The organism is Streptomyces sp. SID486, from assembly GCF_009865385.1.
Taxonomy (GTDB): domain Bacteria; phylum Actinomycetota; class Actinomycetes; order Streptomycetales; family Streptomycetaceae; genus Streptomyces.
The window spans coordinates 1-18686 of record NZ_WWJT01000386.1 but is presented as its reverse complement, the minus strand read 5'-3'; the positions used below and the strand labels follow the sequence as shown (position 1 = coordinate 18686).

Below are 18686 nucleotides of genomic sequence, written 5' to 3'. Positions count from 1 at the left end.
CAGGACGGCATCGGCAAGGCGCTGGGCAAGCTGGACGACGGCCAGCCGGGGCTCGGTGAGGTCGACGGCAAGGTGCCCGGCCCTCGTCGTCATCGGGAACGGAGACGACGCGCAGCTGAAGCCGGCGCCCGACTTCTGGGCGCACGTGAAGTAGGAGAGACCCCGCGACGTGAAGATCAGCATGAGCGCACTCGCGCTCACCGTACCCCTCGTACTCACCACCCTCACCGGATGCAGCATGACTGACGACAACTCCGCCGGCGGCACCGACAGCACCTCGGACAGCGGCTCTGACGGTGTCCGGTCCGCCGGGACGAGCACCTCGCGGGCGGCCTCGGACGCGATGGAGAGGGTCTCCAGTGGTGTCTACGACCTGATCGGGGTCGAGGGCAAGGCGTCCGACAGCCGCCCGGGGGTCCAGGAGTGCCCGGGCAAGGACCGGGACACCCACTTCCAGATCTTCCACCAGTGGAGCTTCCACCCGGCGTCGGAGAGTGATCTGGGCACCGCGATGCGGCACCTCGAGGAGAACCTGCCGAAGCACGGCTGGAAGATCGTCCAGTACGGCCAGGACACCAGCAAGAACAAGAACACCGTCCTGATCGCCGACAACGACGAGAAGAAAGCCGGCGTGCACATCACCCGGATGGAGAAGAGGAACCCGCCGAAGCTGAGCCTGATGGTCGTATCGGGCTGTTACCGGGTGCCCGACGGCCAAGAGGTCGAGCACTTCTGATGGACCACCGTCGAAGGAGGTCGAGCGGGGAGTCAAGGGCAAGACGTCCGACACCCGCGCGACGGTGACCGAGTGCGCGGACAAGGACCCGGACAGGTACTTCCGCGTCCTCCACCCCTGGAGCTTGCACGTCATTCAGATGGCCGAGGACAACCCTGCGCTGCTGAACCTGGACGTCATCTCCGGCTGCTGTCAGGTCCCCGAGGGACGGAAGGGCGAGTACCTGTAGCGGTCCGGCCCCCCTCACCCCCGTCGCGCCAGTAGGAATGCCCGTCGGCGTGTCTTCTCGCCGGACGGCTCGCGGAGCACGGCTGCCACCGGTTCCAGGCTCGCCCGGGCCAGCGCCTCGGTTGATCTGCTCCTGCGTGCGCCGGCAGTAGCCGAGCGGACGGGCCGGGTCGCCGGGGCAGCGGGTGGAGTAGTCCTCGGCGATCGCGTCGCAGGAGGCGCGGGTCGTCCGCGGGAAGTCCGTGGTCGTGTCGCTCCACGCCCGTGGACGCTACCGCGAGCCGGTGCTCCGGGGGGTCCGGTTCGTGGACATGACGCGCGTGAGACCCACGATGCGTGGTATGCGTGGATGTAGAAAACAGAGGTTTTACCCACCCCAGTCCGCAGCCATGCGTCCGCCGGTCAGATTTTCTTCCCCTAACGGGCTGAACTTTTGTTGATCGAGGGGTAGTTGATCAGTGGGCGTCCTACCCTTCAGAGGGTGAAGCAATTGATGTCCCTAGAGTCCGAGGCCGGCCTCCCGGGGGATGTGCTCCCCGGCGTGCTGAGCGAGTCCCTGCACGCCGAACTCGTCGCCTTCCGACGCGACTTGCACATGCACCCCGAGCTGGGCAACCAGGAGTTCCGCACGACCGCCGCGATCAAGGAGCGGCTTGAGCGGGCGGGGCTGCGGCCCCGCGTCCTCGCCACCGGAACCGGACTCGTCTGCGACATCGGGGTCACGGAGGGTGAGCGTGCGGACGTGCCCATCCTGGCCCTGCGCGCCGACATCGACGCGCTGCCCATCCCCGACACCAAGACCGACTGCCCCTACCGGTCGACCGTGCCCGACCGTGCCCACGCCTGCGGCCACGACGTGCACACCACCGTCGTCCTCGGCGCCGGCCTGGTCCTCGCCGACCTGCACGCCAAGGGGCTGCTGTCCCGTCCGGTGCGGCTGGTGTTCCAGCCCGCCGAGGAGGTGCTGCCCGGCGGTGCCCTCGGCGCCATCGCCGACGGGGTGCTCGAAGGCGTCGGCCGGATCCTCGCCGCCCACTGCGACCCCAGGGTGGACGCCGGCAAGGTCGGGCTGCGGCACGGGCCGATCACCAGCGCGTGCGACCGGCTGGAGATCGCGCTCGACGGGCCCGGCGGGCACACCGCCCGCCCCCACCTGACCACCGACCTGGTCACCGCCGCCGCCCGCGTGGCGATCGACGTGCCCGCGCTCGTCGCGCGCCGTGTCGACACCCGCGCCGGCCTCGCCCTGACCTGGGGCCGGATCGAGTCCGGCCATGCCCCGAACGTCGTACCGCAGCACGCCGAGCTGTCCGGGACCGTCCGCTGCCTCGACCTGGACGCCTGGCGGGACGCGCCCGACATCGTGCACGAGGCCATCGACGAGATCGCCACGCTGCACCGTGCCAAGTCGGAGATCAACTACATGCGGGGCGTGCCGCCCGTCGTGAACGACCGGGAGTCCACCGAGCTGCTGCGGCGGGCCATGGTCGCCCGTCGTGGCATGCGGTCCGTGGAGAGCACCGAGCAGAGCCTCGGCGGCGAGGACTTCTCCTGGTACCTGGAGGAGGTGCCCGGGGCGATGGCCCGCCTCGGGGTGCGCAGGCCCGGCGAGCGCACGGTGCGCGACCTCCACCAGGGCGACTTCGACGCGGACGAGTACGCGATCAGGGTCGGTGTGGAGATGTTCACCGCCGCCGCCTTCCTGGAGACCGCCGCGGCCCGCGGCTGAGCCGACGCCCCCCCGGCGGCCCGCGGCTGAGCCGACGGCCCCCGCGGCGGCCCGCGGCTGAGTCGACGCCCCCGGCGGCCCGCGGCTGAGCCGACGGCCCCGCGGCGGCCCGCGGCTGAGTCGACGGCCCCCCGGGGGCCGTTTCCCCGGTCGGCGCAACACGAATGCAAGCCATTCGCACACTGTCCGCAACAGTGCGGTGAGAAGGGCCTGAGATCGAGTTCAGACGCTGTTTGCCTCGAATCGATAACGGCTTCCCTAGGGGGTTTTTTGCGACATCTACGCGCGTTACGATGCCGCGAAGCCGACGCCAATGGGGGCGTCGTGGCTGGGGCACTGTCATGGTGCTCCCATCAAGCGCCGACACGGCGCTCAGGTCAGGTGAAGGAGCCTCCCGTGCGCCGGGTAGCCAAGCTTTCCGCTGCGTGTATCGCGTCCGCAGCACTCGCACTGACTGCCACTGCCTGTGGCAGCACCTCCTCCGACAAGGACACCGGCTCGTCCTCGGGTGACGGCAAGGGCGTCAAGATCGGTCTCGCGTTCGACGTCGGCGGCCGTGGTGACCGCTCCTTCAACGACTCCGCCGCGCGCGGTGCCGACAAGGCCAAGAAGGAGTTCGGCGGTGACATCAAGGAGCTGACCGCGAAGACCTCCGACACCGAGGCCGACCGCGAGCAGCGCCTGTCGGACCTGGCCGACGCGGGCTACAACCCGGTCATCGGCGTCGGCTACGCGTACGCCGCCTCCATGACCAAGGTCGCCGCGAAGTACCCGAAGACCAGCTTCGGCATCGTCGACTCGGTCGTCGAGGCCAAGAACGTCGACAGCATCAACTTCACCGAGGAGCAGGGCTCCTACCTGGCCGGTGTCGCCGCCGCGCTGAAGTCCAAGTCGAAGCACGTCGGCTTCATCGGCGGTGTGGACGTCCCGCTGATCAAGAAGTTCGAGGCGGGCTACGTCCAGGGCGTCAAGGACACCGACGCGAAGATCAAGATCGACACGCAGTACCTGTCGCACGGCTCGGACACCTCCGGCTTCGCCAGCCCCGACAAGGGCAAGGAGGCCGCGCAGGGCATGCTGGACAACGGCGCCGACGTCATCTACACGGCGGCCGGCTCCTCCGGCAACGGCGCGATCGAGGCCGTCGCCGGCAAGAAGGGCTCCTGGGCCATCGGCGTGGACTCGGACCAGTACAACATCCCGGGCCTGGCCAAGTACAAGAGCGCGATCCTGACCTCGATGGTCAAGAACGTCGACGTCGGTGTGTACGACTTCATCAAGTCGGTCCACGACGGCAAGCCGCTGACCGGCACCAACAGCTACTCGCTCGCCAAGGACGGCGTCTCGCTCGCCACCAGCGGCGGCTTCATCGACGACATCCAGGCCAAGCTGGACGCGGCGAAGAAGAAGATCGTCGACGGCTCGATCAAGGTCAAGACCACCCCGTGATCTGACGGGTCCGTCGGACCTCAGGCTCGGCGCGGGGCGCCCTCGGGAGCCCCTCGCCGAGCCATAACAATGTGTCAACTCTACGCGTGTAGCACGGAGTTGCCGCGCTAGCGTCGCCGACGCCTGCCCCCTCCCCGCAGCCCCTTTCCCCGAGGAGAGTGCGCCATCAACGCGTCCAGCCCTCCCGCTGCCGTCGAACTGCGCGGCATCACCAAGCGTTTCCCCGGCGTCGTCGCCAACCGCGACATCGACATCACCGTCCGCACCGGCACCGTCCATGCCCTCTGCGGTGAGAACGGCGCCGGCAAGTCCACCCTGATGAAGATCCTCTACGGCATGCAGCAGCCGGACGAGGGCACCATCACGGTCAACGGCGAACAGGTCGTCCTGAACAACCCCGGTGACGCCATCGCCCGCGGCATCGGCATGGTGCACCAGCACTTCATGCTCGCCGACAACCTCACCGTGCTGGAGAACGTCGTCCTCGGCGCGGAGAAGCTGCACGGCATCGGGGGCAAGGCCCGCGCCCGGATCAAGGAGATCTCGGACGCGTACAGCCTGAACGTCCGGCCCGACGTCCTCGTCGAGGAACTGGGCGTCGCCGACCGCCAGCGCGTGGAGATCCTCAAGGTCCTCTACCGCGGCGCGCGCACGCTCATCCTCGACGAGCCGACCGCCGTGCTCGTGCCGCAGGAGGTCGACGCGCTCTTCGACAACCTGCGCGAGCTGAAGGCCGAGGGCCTCACCGTCATCTTCATCTCGCACAAGCTGGGCGAGGTGCTCTCCGTCGCCGACGAGATCACCGTGATCCGGCGCGGCACCACCGTCGGCACGGTCGAGCCGCGGGGCACCACCCCCAAGCAGCTCGCCGAGCTGATGGTCGGCAGCGAGCTGCCCACCCCGGAGACCGAGGAGTCCACCGTCACGGACACCCCGATGCTGAAGCTGGACGGCCTGCACCTGTCGCAGACCGACCTCGACGGCATCGAGCGGATCATCCTGGACGAGGTCTCCTTCACCATCCACAAGGGCGAGGTCCTCGGCATCGCCGGTGTGGAGGGCAACGGCCAGTCCGAACTGGTCGAGGCGATCATGGGCATGCGGCACCCCGACGCCGGCGTCGTCACCCTGGACGGCACCGACATCTCCCGCGCCGCCACCCGCGACCGCCGCGAGGCCGGCATCGGCTACATCCCCGAGGACCGCCACCGCCACGGCCTGCTGCTGGAAGCACCGCTGTGGGAGAACCGCATCCTCGGGCACGTCACCGAGAAGCCCAACTCGCGCGCCGGACTGCTCGACATCAAGGCGGCCCGCGCCGACACCGAGCGCATCGTGCAGGCGTACGACGTCCGCACGCCCGGCATCGACGTGACCGCGGCCTCGCTGTCCGGCGGCAACCAGCAGAAGCTGATCGTCGGCCGCGAGATGAGCCACGACCCCAAGCTGCTCATCGCCGCCCACCCCACCCGCGGTGTGGACGTCGGCGCCCAAGCCGCCATCTGGGACTACATCCGCGAGGCCCGCCGCGAGGGTCTGGCCGTGCTGCTGATCTCCGCCGACCTCGACGAGCTGATCGGCCTCTCCGACACCCTGCGGGTGATGTACCGGGGCCGTCTGGTCGCCGACGCCGACCCCGCCACCATCACCCCCGAAGAGCTGGGCTCCGCCATGACGGGTGCGGCCACCGGCCACCTGGAGCACACAGAGGACGACGAGCGATGAAGAAGCTGACCTCACGGATCGACAAGGAGCGGCTGCTCCTCGGCATCGCCGCGCCCCTGCTGGCGGTCGTCGCCGCGCTCGTCGTCACCGCCCTGGTGATCCTCGCGACCGGCAAGAACCCCGGCGCCGCCTTCAGCGACATGACCACCTACGGCTTCGCCAGCGACAGCCAGGTCTACATCCTCAACAAGGCGACGACGTACTACCTCGCGGGTGTCGCGGTGGCCATCGGCTTCCGCATGAACCTGTTCAACATCGGTGTCGACGGCCAGTACCGGCTCGCCGCGTTCATGGCCGCCGTCCTCGGCGGCGCGCTGACCGTGCCCGGCTGGCTCGCCATACCGCTGATCATGATCTGCGCGATGGCGACCGGCGCGCTGTGGGCGGCCATCGCCGGCGTCCTCAAGGTGACCCGGGGCGTCAGCGAGGTCATCGCGACCATCATGCTGAACTCGATCGCCACCGCGATCATCGGCTACCTGCTCCAGCCCGGCCGCCTGGGCGAGCTGCAGCAGGGCGGCACCCTCGTCTCCACCAAGCCGCTGCCGTCGTCCTCGTTCTTCTTCTCGATCGACACCGGCCCGGCCGGCATCCTGGACGGCTTCGTCGTCGTCGCCGTACTCGTCGGCCTCGCGTACTGGTTCGTCCTCGGCCGCACCCGGTTCGGCTTCGACCTGCGCACCGTCGGCCAGTCCGAGAGCGCCGCCTCCGCGAGCGGCGTCTCGGTGAAGAAGATGATCGCCACCAGCATGATCATCTCGGGTGCGGTGGCCGGTCTGATCGGCATGCCCACGCTGCTCAACGAGAGCCACCAGTACGACAACAGCTTCCCCACCGGTATCGGCTTCACCGGTATCGCCATCGCGCTGCTCGGCCGCAACAACCCGGTCGGCATCGCGCTCGGTGCCCTGCTCTGGGGCTTCCTGGAGCGCACCACCAACCACCTCGAGTTCGAGGGCTACGACAAGGAGATCCTCGGCGTCATCCAGGGCGTCATCGTCCTGTGCGTCGTGATCGCCTACGAGGTCGTGCGGCGCTACGGCCTCAAGCGCCAGCAGCAGAAGGTCGGCGCCGAACTCGCCGCGCAGGCCGCCGCTCCGACGAAGAAGCAGGAGGTGGCGTGATGACTGCCACGATGACCGACGCGCCGCCGCCCGCGGCGCCCAAGGCGGCGGGCGCGTCCCAGCGCTCGGGGCGTTCCCTCGGCCAGATCCTCATGATCGTCGCCGGCGCCCTGCTGCTCGTGGCGGCCGTCCGCATGATCACCGGCTCCGACCAGCTCGACTCGGCCGGACAGGTCTCCGCCGCGCTCGGCCTGGCCGTGCCGATCGGCCTCGCCGGCCTCGCCGGCCTGTGGTCCGAGCGGGCCGGCGTGGTCAACATCGGCCTCGAGGGCATGATGATCCTCGGCACCTTCGGCGCCGGCTGGATCGGCTGGCAGTCCAGCCCCTGGCTCGGACTGTTGTGCGGCATCGGCTTCGGTGTCCTCGGCGGCCTCGTGCACGCCGTCGCCACGGTCACCTTCGGCGTCGACCACATCGTCTCCGGTGTCGCCGTCAACCTGCTCGCGCTCGGTGCCACCCAGTACCTCGCCAAGCTGTTCTTCGCCGAGGGCAAGGCCGCCGACGCGGGCGGCAACCCCAAGCAGTCCCCGCCCGCGGACTCGCTGCCCGACGTCACCATCCCCGGTCTCTCGGACGGCCTCGCGTCGGTCGAGAAGCACCACTGGTTCCTCGTCTCCGACCTCGCCGGCATCATCGGCGGTCTGATCACCAACCTGTCGGTGGTGACGATCCTCGCCGTGCTGCTGTTCGTCGGCAGCTGGTGGCTGCTGTGGCGCACCCCGTTCGGACTGCGGCTGCGCTCCTGCGGCGAGAACCCGGTCGCCGCGGAGTCGCTGGGCGTCAACGTCTACCGGTACAAGTACGCGGCCGTGGCCGTCTCCGGCGGCCTCGCCGGGCTCGGCGGCGCGTTCCTCGCGCTGGTCACCTCCCACACCTACCTGGAGGGCCAGACCGGAGGCCGCGGCTACATCGGTCTCGCCGCCATGATCTTCGGCAACTGGCGTCCCGGCGGCCTCGCGATGGGCGCGGGCCTGTTCGGCTACTCCGACGCGCTCCAGCTGCGCAACGGCGGCGTGACCGTCCACGCCCTGCTCCTGCTGCTGGTCGTCCTGCTCGCGCTGCTGGCCGGCTGGAAGCTGTACAAGAAGGCCGTGGTACAGGGTGTGGTCAGCGCCGTGACGGCCGCGCTGGTCCTGGTCTGGTACCTGCTCACCGACGAGGTCCCGAGCGACTTCGTGGGCGCCACCCCGTACGTCGTCACCCTGCTGGTGCTGTCGCTGTCCGCGCAGCGCCTGCGGATGCCGAAGGCGGACGGCATGCGGTACCGGAAGGGCCAGGGCAAGTGACGGGGGACGCCGCGGGCTTCGACTGGGAGGCGCTGCGGGCCGAGGCGAGGGAGGCCATGGCCCACGCCTACGCCCCCTACTCGGGCTACCCGGTCGGCGTGGCGGCCCTGGTCGACGACGGCCGTGTCGTCACCGGCTGCAACGTCGAGAACGCCTCCTACGGCCTCTCGCTGTGCGCGGAGTGCGGCCTGGTCTCGCAGCTCCAGCGCACCGGGGGCGGCCGGCTGACGCACTTCACCTGTGTGGACGGCGAGGGCACCCTCCTGGTGCCCTGCGGCCGCTGCCGCCAGCTGCTCCACGAGTTCGGCGGCCCGGACCTGCTGCTGGACACCCCCGAGGGCGTCCTGCCGCTCTCCGAGATGCTGCCCCAGGCCTTCGGCCCGGGCCACCTCACCAAGTAACGCCGTACGGCCCCCCTGACCGCATCCGCGCAGGGGGGCCGTGCACTTCGCACCTCCCGGAAGGAAGCCATCAGCCATGGCCATGGACGCCATCTCCGTCATCCGCACCAAGCGGGACCGCGGTGAGCTGACCGACGAGCAGATCGACTGGGTCATCGACGCGTACACCCGCGGCGAGGTCGCCGACTACCAGATGGCCGCGCTCAACATGGCCATCCTGCTCAACGGCATGAACCGCACCGAGATCGCCCGCTGGACCGCGGCCATGATCGCCTCCGGCGAGCGCATGGACTTCTCCTCGCTGTCGCGCCCGACGGCCGACAAGCACTCCACCGGCGGCGTCGGCGACAAGATCACCCTGCCGCTGGCCCCGCTCGTCGCCGCGTGCGGAGCCGCCGTCCCGCAGCTCTCCGGCCGCGGCCTCGGCCACACCGGCGGCACCCTGGACAAGCTGGAGTCGATCCCCGGCTGGCGCGCGCTGCTGTCCAACGAGGAGATGCTGCACGTCCTCGACACCACCGGCGCGGTGATCTGCGCGGCCGGTGACGGCCTGGCCCCCGCGGACAAGAAGCTGTACGCCCTGCGGGACGTGACCGGCACGGTGGAGGCCATCCCGCTGATCGCCTCCTCGATCATGTCGAAGAAGATCGCCGAGGGCACCGGTTCCCTGGTGCTGGACGTGAAGGTCGGCTCGGGCGCCTTCATGAAGACCATCGAGGACGCCCGTGAGCTGGCCTCCACCATGGTCGGCCTCGGCACGGACCACGGCGTGAAGACGGTCGCGCTGCTCACCGACATGTCCACCCCTCTCGGCCTCACCGCGGGCAACGCCCTGGAGGTCCGCGAGTCGGTCGAGGTGCTGGCCGGCGGCGGCCCCGCCGACGTCGTCGAGCTGACGGTCGCCCTGGCCCGCGAGATGCTCGACGCGGCCGGCATCAAGGACGCGGACCCCGCGAAGGCGCTGGCCGACGGCTCCGCGATGGACGTGTGGCGCCGGATGATCGCGGCCCAGGGCGGCGACCCGGACGCCGAGCTGCCCACCTCCAGGGAGCAGCACGTCGTCAAGGCACCTGCCTCCGGTGTCCTGACCCGCCTCGACGCCTACGACATCGGCATCGCCGCGTGGCGCCTGGGCGCCGGCCGCGCCCGCAAGGAGGACCCGGTGCAGGCGGCGGCGGGCGTGGAGATGCACGCCAAGCCGGGCGACACGGTGACCGAGGGCCAGCCCCTCCTCACCCTGCACACGGACACCCCGGAGCGCTTCGACTACGCCCTCCAGGCGGTCACGGGCTCCTACGACATCGCGGCCACGGGCACCGGCTTCGAGCCCACCCCCGTGGTGCTGGAGCGCATCGCCTGACCTGCGCCCCGCGCCCGGGAGCCGCTGACCTGCGCCCCGCGCCGGGGGGCCGCTGACGACGCGGCCCGCTTCGGCCGAACGGGACCGGTGGACCACCACCGGTCCCGTTCGGCGTCCCGGGACCGGTGACCCACCGACGGGGACCGCCGTGCGAGCACTCACCGCCGGCCGACCACGTCATCCCAGCGCCGCCGCCACCCCCACCAGTACCGGGATCGACACCAGCGTCGACAGCAGGATCGACTCACGGGCCAGGGATTCGGCCACGCGGTAGCGGCTGGCGTAGGTGAAGAGGTTCTGGGCGCCCGGGAGGGCCGCGGTCACCACCACGTCCAGGAGTGTGGCGCCGCGCAGGCCGAAGACACCCCACCCCAGCAGCCATGCCACCAGAGGCTGGCCCAGTGACTTGAGCACGACGGACAGCAGGACCGGTCCGCTGTCCCGTCCCCGGCCGGGCGCCGGGCTGCCGTGCAGGGAGATGCCGAAGGCCAGCAGGGCAGCGGGGACGGACATGTTCCCGATCAGCCCGAGCGGGTTCAGAAGCGGCCCCGGCAGCTGCCGTCCCGCCGCCGACACCACGACCCCGGCCAGTGAGCCGACCGCCATCGGGTTGCGCAGCGGAGTCAGCAGTCGTCGTACCGCCGAACCCTCGCCGCCCGGCCCGGACAGGTCCAGCACCGTGAGCGCGACGGGCGTCACCAGCACGACCTGGAAGAGCAGCACCGGCGCCACCAGGGACGCGTCGCCGAGCACGTACGCGGCGATCGGGATGCCGAGGTTGCCCGAGTTGACGTACCCGGAGCACAGGGCGCCGATCGTCGTACGGCCCACCCCCCAGCCCCGCACCACGCCGACCGTCACGAAGGCCCCCGCCACGGCGGCCGTACTGAGCGCCGTCACCAGCAGGCGGGCGGAGAACAGCACCGACAGGTCGGCGCGTGCGAGGGTCGTGAAGAGCAGCGCCGGACCGGCCACGGTGAACGCCAGCCGGGTGAGCACCTCGCCGCCCTGCGCGCCGAGCGTCCCGCGCCGTCCGAGCACATAGCCCGCCCCGATGACCACCGCGATCACCGCGAACCCGCTCAGCACCCCCGCCACAGGGGCCACCCTCCGCCGGGCAGGGGTGAGCGGTCAATGTGATCTCCGGCGATGAGTTCCGCCCGGCCCGCCGGTCTACCCGCACGTGGATGCCAAGACGCCCGCCGTGCTCGTGCTGCCCGGCCCCGTCCGCCGTGACGAGGTGGCCGGGCTGTGCGCCGATCTCAGGGCCCTGCTGGAGCCCGGCCGGCCCGGGGTGGTCGTGTGTGACGTGGGCGGTCTCGGCCCCCCGGGGCTGGCCGTCGTCGACCTGCTCGCCCGGCTGGAACTCACCGCCCGCCGGGCCGGCGGGCGGATACGGCTGCGGGACCCCGATCCCGCGCTACACGCCCTTCTCGACCTCGTCGGCCTCCGCTTCCAGGTGGAGGGGCAGGTCGAAGAGGGGGAACCACCGCTGGGTGTCGAGGAAGCAGTGGAAACCGGTGATCCGGCCCTCTGAGATCTCCAGCACCTGCACCGCCCACGGGCTGAACCCGCCGTTGTCCGGGTCCGGCTTGTAGTGCGCGAACCCCGGCAGTCCGTTGGCCCGGACCGGGAGCAGGCGGGAACCGGCGCAGGAGGCGCCGATGGTGGTCATGAAGCCGGTGATGTCGGCGGTGCCGCGCAGCCACAGGTCGAACGGCGGCATCGTCATGATGGCGTCCTCGTGCAGCAGTGCCGTCAGCGCCGTCATGTCGTAGCCCTCGAACGCCTTCACGTAGCGCTCCAGGAGTTTGCGCTGCTCCTCGTCCAGCGGGTCGGACACCGCTGCCTCGGTCCCCGCGTCCGCGTGCTCCGCCAGCGTGGCCCGGGCCCGCTGCAGCGCGCTGTTCACCGAGGCCACCGAGGTGCCCAGCAGCTCGGCCACCTCGCTCGCCCGCCAGGCCAGCACCTCGCGCAGGATCAGCACCGCCCGCTGCTTGGGCGGCAGCTGCTGGAGGGCCGCCATGAAGGCGAGCCGGATCGACTCCTTCGCGACGGCCGCCTCCGCCGGGTCCTGCACCGTCGGCAGCACGCGCGCGTCCGGCATCGGCTCCAGCCAGGTGTTGTCCGGGCGCGGGGAGAGCGCCGCCCGGGCGAGCGGGGTCGCCTCGGACAGATCCATGGGCCGCGCCCGTTTGTTGCCCGCCGTCAGCATGTCCAGGCACACGTTCGTCGCGATCCGGTAGAGCCACGAGCGCACCGAGGAACGGCCCTCGAACTTGTCGTAGCCGCGCCAGGCCCGCACCAGGGTGTCCTGGACCGCGTCCTCGGCCTCGAAGGAGGAGCCGAGCATGCGATAGCAGTACCCCGTCAGCTCGGTCCGGTGCTTCTCCAGTACGACGTCGAGGTCTGCCGTCGCCGTTCCGTTGCCCATCGTCCACCCACCCCTGTGGCCGTCCCTGTGGCGCGCCTTCGCGCCCCGGCACTTGGGAAGCTACCGCAGCCCACTGACAATGGCCCCCGGAGTGGGAGAACGGCCGGTTCGCAGTGGTTGCTCCGGGCCGGTGAGGGGCGTGCGCCGACTCAGTGGGCGCCCACCGGCCGCCGGCGGGCCGCCACCCGGGCGGCCCGGGTTCCGAGGGCGGTGATGGTGACGACACCGAGGACCGCGAGGAGGCCGACCGCGACCGTGCCGGTCCAGCCGTCCGCGTGGAAGGCCAGCGCACCGACGGTGCTGCCCGCGCTGGAGCCGATGTAGTACGCCGACTGGTACAGCGCCGAGGCCTGGGCGCGGCCGTGGGTGGCCGTCTTGCTGACCGCCGAGGAGGCGACCGCGTGCCCGGCGAAGAAGCCCGCGGTGATCAGCACGAGGCCGAGCAGGACCAGCGGGAGGGCGGCGGTCAGGGACAGCAGCAGGCCGGCCGCCGTCGTACCGCCCGCCAGGTACAGCGCGCCCCGGCGGCCCAGCCGGCCCACCAGCCGGCCCGCGGTGGAGGCCGAGACCGTCCCCACCAGGTAGACCAGGAAGATCGAGCCCACGATGCCCTGCGGCAGCCCGAACGGCTCCGCCGTCAGCCGGTAGCCGATCACGGTGTACACACCGCCGAACACCGTCATGAACAGCGCGCCGATCGCGTACAGGCGGCGCAGCAGCGGGTCCGAGAGGTGGTCGCGGACCGTGCCGAGCAGCACGCGCGGACGCAGCGAGCCCGCCGTGAAGTGCTTCGGCGCCGGCAGGAGCAGCCGGAAGGCCACCGCGCAGGCGACGGCGAGCGCGCCGATCACGCCGACCGAGACCCGCCAGCCCCACTCCTGGGCGACCCAGCCGGTGATCACCCGGCCGCTCATCCCGCCGACGCTGTTGCCCGCCACGAACAGCCCGATCGCCGTGACCAGTGCCTTCGGCCGTACCTCTTCGGCCAGGTAGGCCGTCGCCGAGGCCGGCAGACCGGCCAGCGCCGCGCCCTGGACCCCGCGCAGCACCACCAGCGCGCCGATCGACGGCGCGAACGGCACCAGCATGCCGACCGTGACGGCGACGGCCAGCGAGGCCGTCATCACGGTACGGCGGCCGTAGCGCTCCGACAGGGCGCTCATGGGCAGGACGAACAGGGCCAGTCCGCCGGTCGCCGCCGCCACGGTCCAGCTCGCCTCGCTCGCCGCGACGCCGAACTCACCGGAGATCAGCGGCAGCAGGGCCTGGGTGGAGTAGAGGAGGGCGAAGGTCGCGACCCCGGCGAGGAACAGGGCGAAGCTCATCCGGCGGTAGCCGGGGCCGCCCGGGCTCAGCCGGGAGTCGGAGTCAGAAGAGTCCGGAGAGGCGGGAGAGGGGGAGGCGGCGGGGCGAGCGGCGTCCACGCTGGTGGACGCCCCGGTACTGGCGGGAGACATGCTTCGACCGTAGGTACCACGGCTCTCATCCGTCCAATGCATGAATTTGCGATAATCGTTCCCATGGCGCATCAGCAGAGGTCACAGGGGCGACTGTCACCATCCGGTGACACAGAAGACATGGCGCTGTCGCTGGCGCCCCGCCTCGCCTACTTCGCCGGCGTGGCCCGTACCGAACACGTCACCCGCGCCGCGCACGAGATGAACGTCCCCCAGTCCACGCTGTCCCGGGCGATGGCCCGCCTGGAGCAGGACCTGGGCGTCGACCTGTTCGCCCGGCACGGCCGGACCGTCTCCCTCACCACCGCGGGCCGCACCTTCCTCGCCTCCGTCGAGCGGGCCCTCGCCGAGGTCGAGCGCGCCGCGGAGGAGGTCCGCGCGGACGCCGACCCGGCCACCGGCAAGGTCGCCTTCGGGTTCCTGCACACCATGGGCGCCGAAACCGTACCCGGCCTCCTGCACGCCTTCCGCGCCGATCACCCGCGCGTCCGCTTCAGCCTGGTCCAGAACTACGGCGAGGCGATGCTGGAGCGGCTCCGCACCGGTGAGCTGGACCTGTGCCTCACCTCGCCGGTCCCCGACGCGCCCGACCTGGTGGCCCGTCGGCTGGACGAGCAGAAGCTCCGCCTGGTCGTCCCCGCCGACCACCGGCTGGCCGCCCGCCGCCGCGTCCGGCTGGCCGAGGCGGCGGACGAAACGTTCGTCACCCTGGAACCCGGCTACGGCCTGCGCCGCATCTTCGACTCGCTGTGCCGCGAGGCCGGTTTCCGTCCGCGCGTCGCCTTCGAGGGCGAGGAGGCGGAGACGCTGAGGGGCCTGGTCGCGGCCGGGCTGGGGGTGGCCCTCCTGCCGCCGCCGACGGTGCCGCGGCCCGGTGTGGTGGAACTGGCGGTCACGGCCCCCCGGGCGGTCCGCGAGATCGGCGTCGCCTGGCTCGCCGACCGCCCGGACACCCCGCCGGTGGCCGCGTTCAAGAAGTTCCTGCTGTCCAGGCGGGGCAACCTGCTTCCGTCCTGACCGGTGGCCTGCCCCCCGCCCCTCCCTACCGCTTCAACTTCAACGACCGGCCGAACCCCGCGGCCAGCGGCATCCGGAGGCCGATCGGCGGCGGTGCGGCCAGCGCGTCCTCCACCGGCCGGGACACCGGACAGCCGAACAGCGCGCCCATCACGAAGTCCGCCGACAGGCTGAGCACTTCCCCCCGGTGCCCGTGCAGTCCGTGTCCGTCGGAGTGCACCTCGAACCGGCACACCTCCCGGTTGGCCTTCTTCGCGCGCGCCGCGAAGCGGAACGACAGCTCTGGATCGGTCCGTTCGTCGTTCGTGCCGTGCGCGATCAGCACCCGCCGCCCGACCAGCTGCTTGACCGGCTCCGCGGGCGCGGCGACGTCTTCCTCCGGCAGCCAGGGAGCCAGCGCCACCACGGAGTTGACGGCTTCATGGCCACCCGCCCGCAGTGCCGCGCGCCCGCCCATGTCCACACCGGCCAGGCACACGGGAACGTCCCCGTAGCGCCGGACGACCTCGTCGGCGGCCCACTCGGCGTCCGCCGCGAGGTGCGCCGCGCTGCCGTTCCAGCCGCGGTAGCGGTAGCGGACGCAATGGACGGCCAGCCCCTCGGGGCGGCCCGCGCGGGCGAGCACCCGGCCCAGGGAGCGGATCAGGGCCGTCGCCCGGAAGGGGGACGGCCGGCGGGCGGAGACCTCCTCCCCGCCGGGGAGCAGCAGCACCGCTCCGCTCACCGACGTCGGCCCGGGGCCGACTGCCTTTCCCAGTCCGGCCGTTCGGACCGGTGTCGATTGCTGTCCCATGACAGAACAGTGTCAGAAGCCGGGGTGTACGAAACCCGTCCCGGGGGTCACCGTTCCGCATCGGCGGAAAACCGCCGGAAAAGAGCCGCCGCGCGCACCGGTCGCTCTACGCGCGTAGGAGTTAGAGTGCGGAAATGACGAGCCAGACTGCACCCATGGCGGCCGTCCCGGCGTCCGTGCCGGCACACGTCCCGACGCCGGACCAGATCCGCCGGGCGGCCAAGGTACTGCTGCACGATCATCTCGACGGCGGGCTCCGCCCGGGGACCGTCGTCGAACTCGCCCGGGAGACCGGGTACACCGATCTTCCCGACACCGACCCGGACAAGCTCGGTCTCTGGTTCCGGGAGGCCGCCGACTCCGGCTCGCTGGAGCGGTATCTGGAGACCTTCCGGCACACCGTAGGCGTGATGCAGACCCGCGAGGCCCTGATCCGGGTGGCCCGGGAGTGCGCCGAGGACCTCGCCGAGGACGGGGTCGTCTACGCCGAGGTGCGGTACGCGCCCGAGCAGCACCTCGAAGCGGGGCTGACCCTGGAAGAGGTGGTCGAGGCCGTCAACGAGGGGTTCCGGCAGGGGGAGCGGCTGGCCCGGGAGAACGGCCACCGGATCCGGGTCGGCGCCCTGCTGACCGCCATGCGGCACGCCGCCCGCTCACTGGAGATCGCCGAACTCGCCAACCGCCACCGGGACGTCGGCGTGGTCGGCTTCGACATCGCCGGTGCCGAGGCCGGCTACCCGCCCACCCGCCACCTCGACGCCTTCGAGTACCTGAAGCGGGAGAACAACCACTTCACCATCCACGCCGGCGAAGCCTTCGGGCTGCCCTCCATCTGGCAGGCGCTCCAGTGGTGCGGGGCCGACCGGCTCGGCCACGGGGTGCGGATCATCGACGACATCGAGGTCCGCGACGACGGCTCGGTCCGGCTCGGCCGGCTCGCCTCCTACGTGCGGGACAAACGGATCCCGCTGGAACTGTGCCCCAGCTCCAACCTGCAGACGGGCGCCGCGCCCTCCTACGCCGAGCATCCGATCGGACTGCTGCGCCGGCTGCACTTCCGCGCCACGGTGAACACCGACAACCGGCTGATGTCCCACACCAGCATGAGCCGGGAATTCGAGCACCTCGTCGACGCATTCGGTTATACGCTCGACGATCTGCAGTGGTTCTCCGTCAATGCGATGAAATCAGCGTTCATTCCTTTCGATGAACGACTCGCGATGATCAATGACGTGATCAAGCCCGGCTATGCCGAACTGAAATCCGAATGGCTGTTCCGGCAGACCGCGTCCACCAGCGGTTCCGGCGGTCCGGAGGTCTAGTCACCGTGCTCCTGCCGGTACGGAAAGCGGACGTGCTTTCACAAGGCGTCCGCATTTCGGTGTTTGCGGGGGGTGGTCCGGGATGTTTACGGTCGTGGACCGCTCAGATCGTTTGTGATCACCCGTCTCCGCTCGCAAGGACGCATTCACCATGAAGCAGTCTGCTGCCAAGACCCTGGGCGTCGCCGCCCTCGGTGCCGCCATCGCCGCCGTCGGCGCGGGCGCGGCCAACGCCGCCCCGGCCGTCCCGGACGCCGGGCAGGCCCTGGACCTCGTCACCAGGACGCTGCCGGCCGAGAACGTCGGCAAGGCGCTGCCGGGTGCCACCGAGGCGCTCACCCAGGGGCAGGGTGCCCTGGGCGCCGGGGTGGCCGCCGCCCAGCCCGCCGTGCAGAAGGTCCTCGCCGAGGGTCCGACCGCGCCGGCCGCCGCGCTGCTCGGCGGACTGCCGCTGCAGAACACGGGACTGCCCACGCACGGGGTGCCGGTGAACGGGATCCCGCTCGGCTGACACCGCGGGCCGCCGGCCGTACGACGCCGTCGGGGCGCACCGGACACCGTCCGGGAGCGCCCCGGCGGCGTGCGCGCGCCCGCGCACCCCTCGGGGTTCGCCGGTCGCCGCGGGCTGCCGTGCCCCGCTCACCAGGCGGTACGGGCCCTGTCCGCCTTGTCCTCGGACGGCAGCAGCAGCCACAGCGCTATGTAGACCAGGAACTGGGGGCCCGGCAGCAGGCAGGAGACCAGGAAGATCACCCGCATCGTCGTGGCCGAGGTGCCGAAGCGCCGGGCGAGTGCGGCGCAGACCCCGCCGATCATCCGGCCGTGGGTGGGGCGGGCAAGGGCGGTCATGTCGGATCCTCCGTGGTCGTCGGCTCGATCGAGAGCCGGTGGCGGGCTCCCGGTCGGGACCCCTCAACTGTTGTCCACGGTACGGAGACGAACGGGACGAAGCATCGCTCTACGGGGCGATACCGACCCTGGGAATCGTCGGGGTACGCCCCTGAGACAGCTCCTCCTGGACGGTGACCACCTGCCCGGCCGCACCGGGCTCCCGCGCCTGCTGCCCGCGCAGCCAGGCCCGGCCCGCCGGCACGAAGGCCAGGTGGGCCAGGACGACCCCCGCGGTGTTCAGCAGCACCGAGTCGACGTCCACGACCCGGCCCGGCACACCGGTCTGCAGCAGGGCGATGCCGAGGGAGAGCAGCGCGCCGGCCGCGGCCGTACGGATCAGCGAGGCGAGCGGGGAGACGGCGATCCTGCCGTGCGCCGCCGGGAGCAGTACGCCCAGCGGCGCGAGCAGCGCGAGCCCCTCGCAGAGGGGTCTGGCGGCACCCGGCCAGCCCAGCGCCAGATCGGACCGGATACCGGCCAGCGGGCGCAGATTCGGGGGCATCACCCAGGGGACGTCCAGGGGACGCAGCATCAGCCAGGCGACCACGGCGAGGTGCGCGACGAGGAGGACACCTCCTGTCACCCGGATGCGGATCGCGGCGCTGCCGCCGATGGAGCCTTGACGCTGCACGCCCCCGTAGACGACAGGGCGGGCGCGATTGGTTCCGCAGTGGAAACGTTTTGGCGGACCCGCACCGTCACGCGCTCCCCGCGGCGGCTCCACCGGCCCGCCG

18 protein-coding genes are annotated in these 18686 nt (G+C 71.4%); 12 read left to right on the top strand and 6 right to left on the bottom strand.

All coding sequences use genetic code 11. From position 1 onward, the window contains the following. The first annotated feature begins 169 nt into the window (after positions 1-169). The 8 genes from GT045_RS18020 to GT045_RS17985 all read left to right on the top strand — a co-directional run bounded on the left by GT045_RS18020 (position 170) and on the right by GT045_RS17985 (position 10038). On the top strand, positions 170-736 hold the full coding sequence (locus tag GT045_RS18020) for a hypothetical protein (protein WP_161334795.1): 567 nt from the start codon (positions 170-172) through the stop codon (positions 734-736). A gap of 721 nt (positions 737-1457) precedes the next feature. Further along, the gene (locus tag GT045_RS18015; RefSeq protein ID WP_202528381.1) at positions 1458-2693 is read left to right on the top strand and encodes an amidohydrolase; all 1236 of its coding nucleotides are present in this window, start codon (positions 1458-1460) and stop codon (positions 2691-2693) included. A 396-nt stretch (positions 2694-3089) separates the two neighbouring features. After that, entirely contained in the window at positions 3090-4142 is a 1053-nt protein-coding gene (locus GT045_RS18010; protein WP_161296388.1) for a BMP family ABC transporter substrate-binding protein, read from the top strand. Positions 4143-4307: 165 nt separating this feature from the next. Continuing rightward, complete coding sequence (locus GT045_RS18005) at positions 4308-5867, top strand: ABC transporter ATP-binding protein (protein ID WP_345942679.1); 1560 nt, start codon at positions 4308-4310, stop codon at positions 5865-5867. After that, positions 5864-6991: an ABC transporter permease gene (locus GT045_RS18000; RefSeq protein WP_161296390.1), complete on the top strand. Its 1128-nt coding sequence runs from the start codon at positions 5864-5866 to the stop codon at positions 6989-6991. The genes GT045_RS18005 and GT045_RS18000 overlap by 4 nt, the downstream gene beginning before the upstream one ends. Next, complete coding sequence (locus tag GT045_RS39825; protein WP_161296392.1) at positions 6991-8277, top strand: ABC transporter permease; 1287 nt, start codon at positions 6991-6993, stop codon at positions 8275-8277. Before GT045_RS18000 ends, GT045_RS39825 begins: the two co-directional genes overlap by 1 nt. Next, positions 8274-8678 carry a cytidine deaminase gene (locus GT045_RS39820; protein WP_161296394.1) on the top strand — a complete coding sequence of 135 codons (405 nt, stop codon included), beginning with the start codon at positions 8274-8276 and terminating at the stop codon, positions 8676-8678. The genes GT045_RS39825 and GT045_RS39820 overlap by 4 nt, the downstream gene beginning before the upstream one ends. 76 nt (positions 8679-8754) lie before the next feature. Next, the gene (locus GT045_RS17985) at positions 8755-10038 is read left to right on the top strand and encodes a thymidine phosphorylase (RefSeq protein ID WP_161296395.1); all 1284 of its coding nucleotides are present in this window, start codon (positions 8755-8757) and stop codon (positions 10036-10038) included. Between the two features lie 177 nt (positions 10039-10215). On the opposite strand, the gene GT045_RS17980 is transcribed toward GT045_RS17985, so the two are convergent. After that, positions 10216-11136: an AEC family transporter gene (locus GT045_RS17980; protein WP_161296397.1), complete on the bottom strand. Its 921-nt coding sequence runs from the start codon at positions 11134-11136 to the stop codon at positions 10216-10218. Positions 11137-11221: 85 nt separating this feature from the next. Here GT045_RS17980 and GT045_RS17975 point away from each other — a divergent pair, with 85 nt between their 5' ends. After that, complete coding sequence (locus tag GT045_RS17975; RefSeq protein ID WP_161296399.1) at positions 11222-11575, top strand: STAS domain-containing protein; 354 nt, start codon at positions 11222-11224, stop codon at positions 11573-11575. On the opposite strand, the gene GT045_RS17970 is transcribed toward GT045_RS17975, so the two are convergent. After that, positions 11459-12472 (bottom strand): sigma-70 family RNA polymerase sigma factor, encoded by a 1014-nt coding sequence (locus GT045_RS17970; RefSeq protein WP_161334794.1) that lies wholly within the window; start codon positions 12470-12472, stop codon positions 11459-11461. The two genes, GT045_RS17975 and GT045_RS17970, sit on opposite strands and share 117 nt — an antisense overlap. Before the next feature lie 149 nt (positions 12473-12621). Next, a complete protein-coding gene (locus GT045_RS17965; protein ID WP_202528369.1) occupies positions 12622-13929 on the bottom strand; it encodes an MFS transporter in 1308 nt (435 codons plus the stop codon). 63 nt (positions 13930-13992) lie between these two features. Between GT045_RS17965 and GT045_RS17960 the strand changes: the two genes are divergently transcribed. Further along, positions 13993-14946: a LysR family transcriptional regulator gene (locus tag GT045_RS17960; RefSeq protein ID WP_161334793.1), complete on the top strand. Its 954-nt coding sequence runs from the start codon at positions 13993-13995 to the stop codon at positions 14944-14946. Positions 14947-14971: 25 nt separating this feature from the next. Here GT045_RS17960 and GT045_RS17955 read toward each other — a convergent pair whose 3' ends face one another. Further along, positions 14972-15739: an alpha/beta hydrolase gene (locus GT045_RS17955; protein ID WP_202516426.1), complete on the bottom strand. Its 768-nt coding sequence runs from the start codon at positions 15737-15739 to the stop codon at positions 14972-14974. A gap of 134 nt (positions 15740-15873) precedes the next feature. Between GT045_RS17955 and GT045_RS17950 the strand changes: the two genes are divergently transcribed. Together GT045_RS17950 and GT045_RS17945 are read left to right on the top strand one after the other, a co-directional pair. After that, positions 15874-17061, top strand: a complete 1188-nt coding sequence (locus tag GT045_RS17950; RefSeq protein WP_161297238.1) for an adenosine deaminase — start codon at positions 15874-15876, stop codon at positions 17059-17061. Between the two features lie 151 nt (positions 17062-17212). Further along, positions 17213-17572, top strand: coding sequence for an ATP-binding protein (locus GT045_RS17945; protein WP_161334792.1), 360 nt, complete (start codon positions 17213-17215; stop codon positions 17570-17572). Positions 17573-17700: 128 nt separating this feature from the next. On the opposite strand, the gene GT045_RS17940 is transcribed toward GT045_RS17945, so the two are convergent. Both GT045_RS17940 and GT045_RS17935 read right to left on the bottom strand, forming a co-directional pair. Then, positions 17701-17910: a PspC domain-containing protein gene (locus tag GT045_RS17940; RefSeq protein ID WP_161297242.1), complete on the bottom strand. Its 210-nt coding sequence runs from the start codon at positions 17908-17910 to the stop codon at positions 17701-17703. 109 nt (positions 17911-18019) lie between these two features. Further along, positions 18020-18583: a VanZ family protein gene (locus tag GT045_RS17935; protein WP_161334791.1), complete on the bottom strand. Its 564-nt coding sequence runs from the start codon at positions 18581-18583 to the stop codon at positions 18020-18022. Positions 18584-18686: the final 103 nt, after the last annotated feature.

Bases quoted from the DNA above. Each gene is read 5' to 3' on its own strand.
- GT045_RS18015 (WP_202528381.1), top strand. From the start codon at position 1,458: ATGTCCCTAGAGTCCGAGGCCGGCCTCCCGGGGGATGTGCTCCCCGGC.
- GT045_RS18000 (WP_161296390.1), top strand. From the start codon at position 5,864: ATGAAGAAGCTGACCTCACGGATCGACAAGGAGCGGCTGCTCCTCGGC.
- GT045_RS39825 (WP_161296392.1), top strand. From the start codon at position 6,991: ATGACTGCCACGATGACCGACGCGCCGCCGCCCGCGGCGCCCAAGGCG.
- GT045_RS17985 (WP_161296395.1), top strand. From the start codon at position 8,755: ATGGCCATGGACGCCATCTCCGTCATCCGCACCAAGCGGGACCGCGGT.
- GT045_RS17970 (WP_161334794.1), bottom strand. From the start codon at position 12,472: ATGGGCAACGGAACGGCGACGGCAGACCTCGACGTCGTACTGGAGAAG.
- GT045_RS17965 (WP_202528369.1), bottom strand. From the start codon at position 13,929: ATGTCTCCCGCCAGTACCGGGGCGTCCACCAGCGTGGACGCCGCTCGC.
- GT045_RS17960 (WP_161334793.1), top strand. From the start codon at position 13,993: ATGGCGCATCAGCAGAGGTCACAGGGGCGACTGTCACCATCCGGTGAC.
- GT045_RS17955 (WP_202516426.1), bottom strand. From the start codon at position 15,739: ATGGGACAGCAATCGACACCGGTCCGAACGGCCGGACTGGGAAAGGCA.
- GT045_RS17950 (WP_161297238.1), top strand. From the start codon at position 15,874: ATGACGAGCCAGACTGCACCCATGGCGGCCGTCCCGGCGTCCGTGCCG.
- GT045_RS17945 (WP_161334792.1), top strand. From the start codon at position 17,213: ATGAAGCAGTCTGCTGCCAAGACCCTGGGCGTCGCCGCCCTCGGTGCC.
- GT045_RS17940 (WP_161297242.1), bottom strand. From the start codon at position 17,910: ATGACCGCCCTTGCCCGCCCCACCCACGGCCGGATGATCGGCGGGGTC.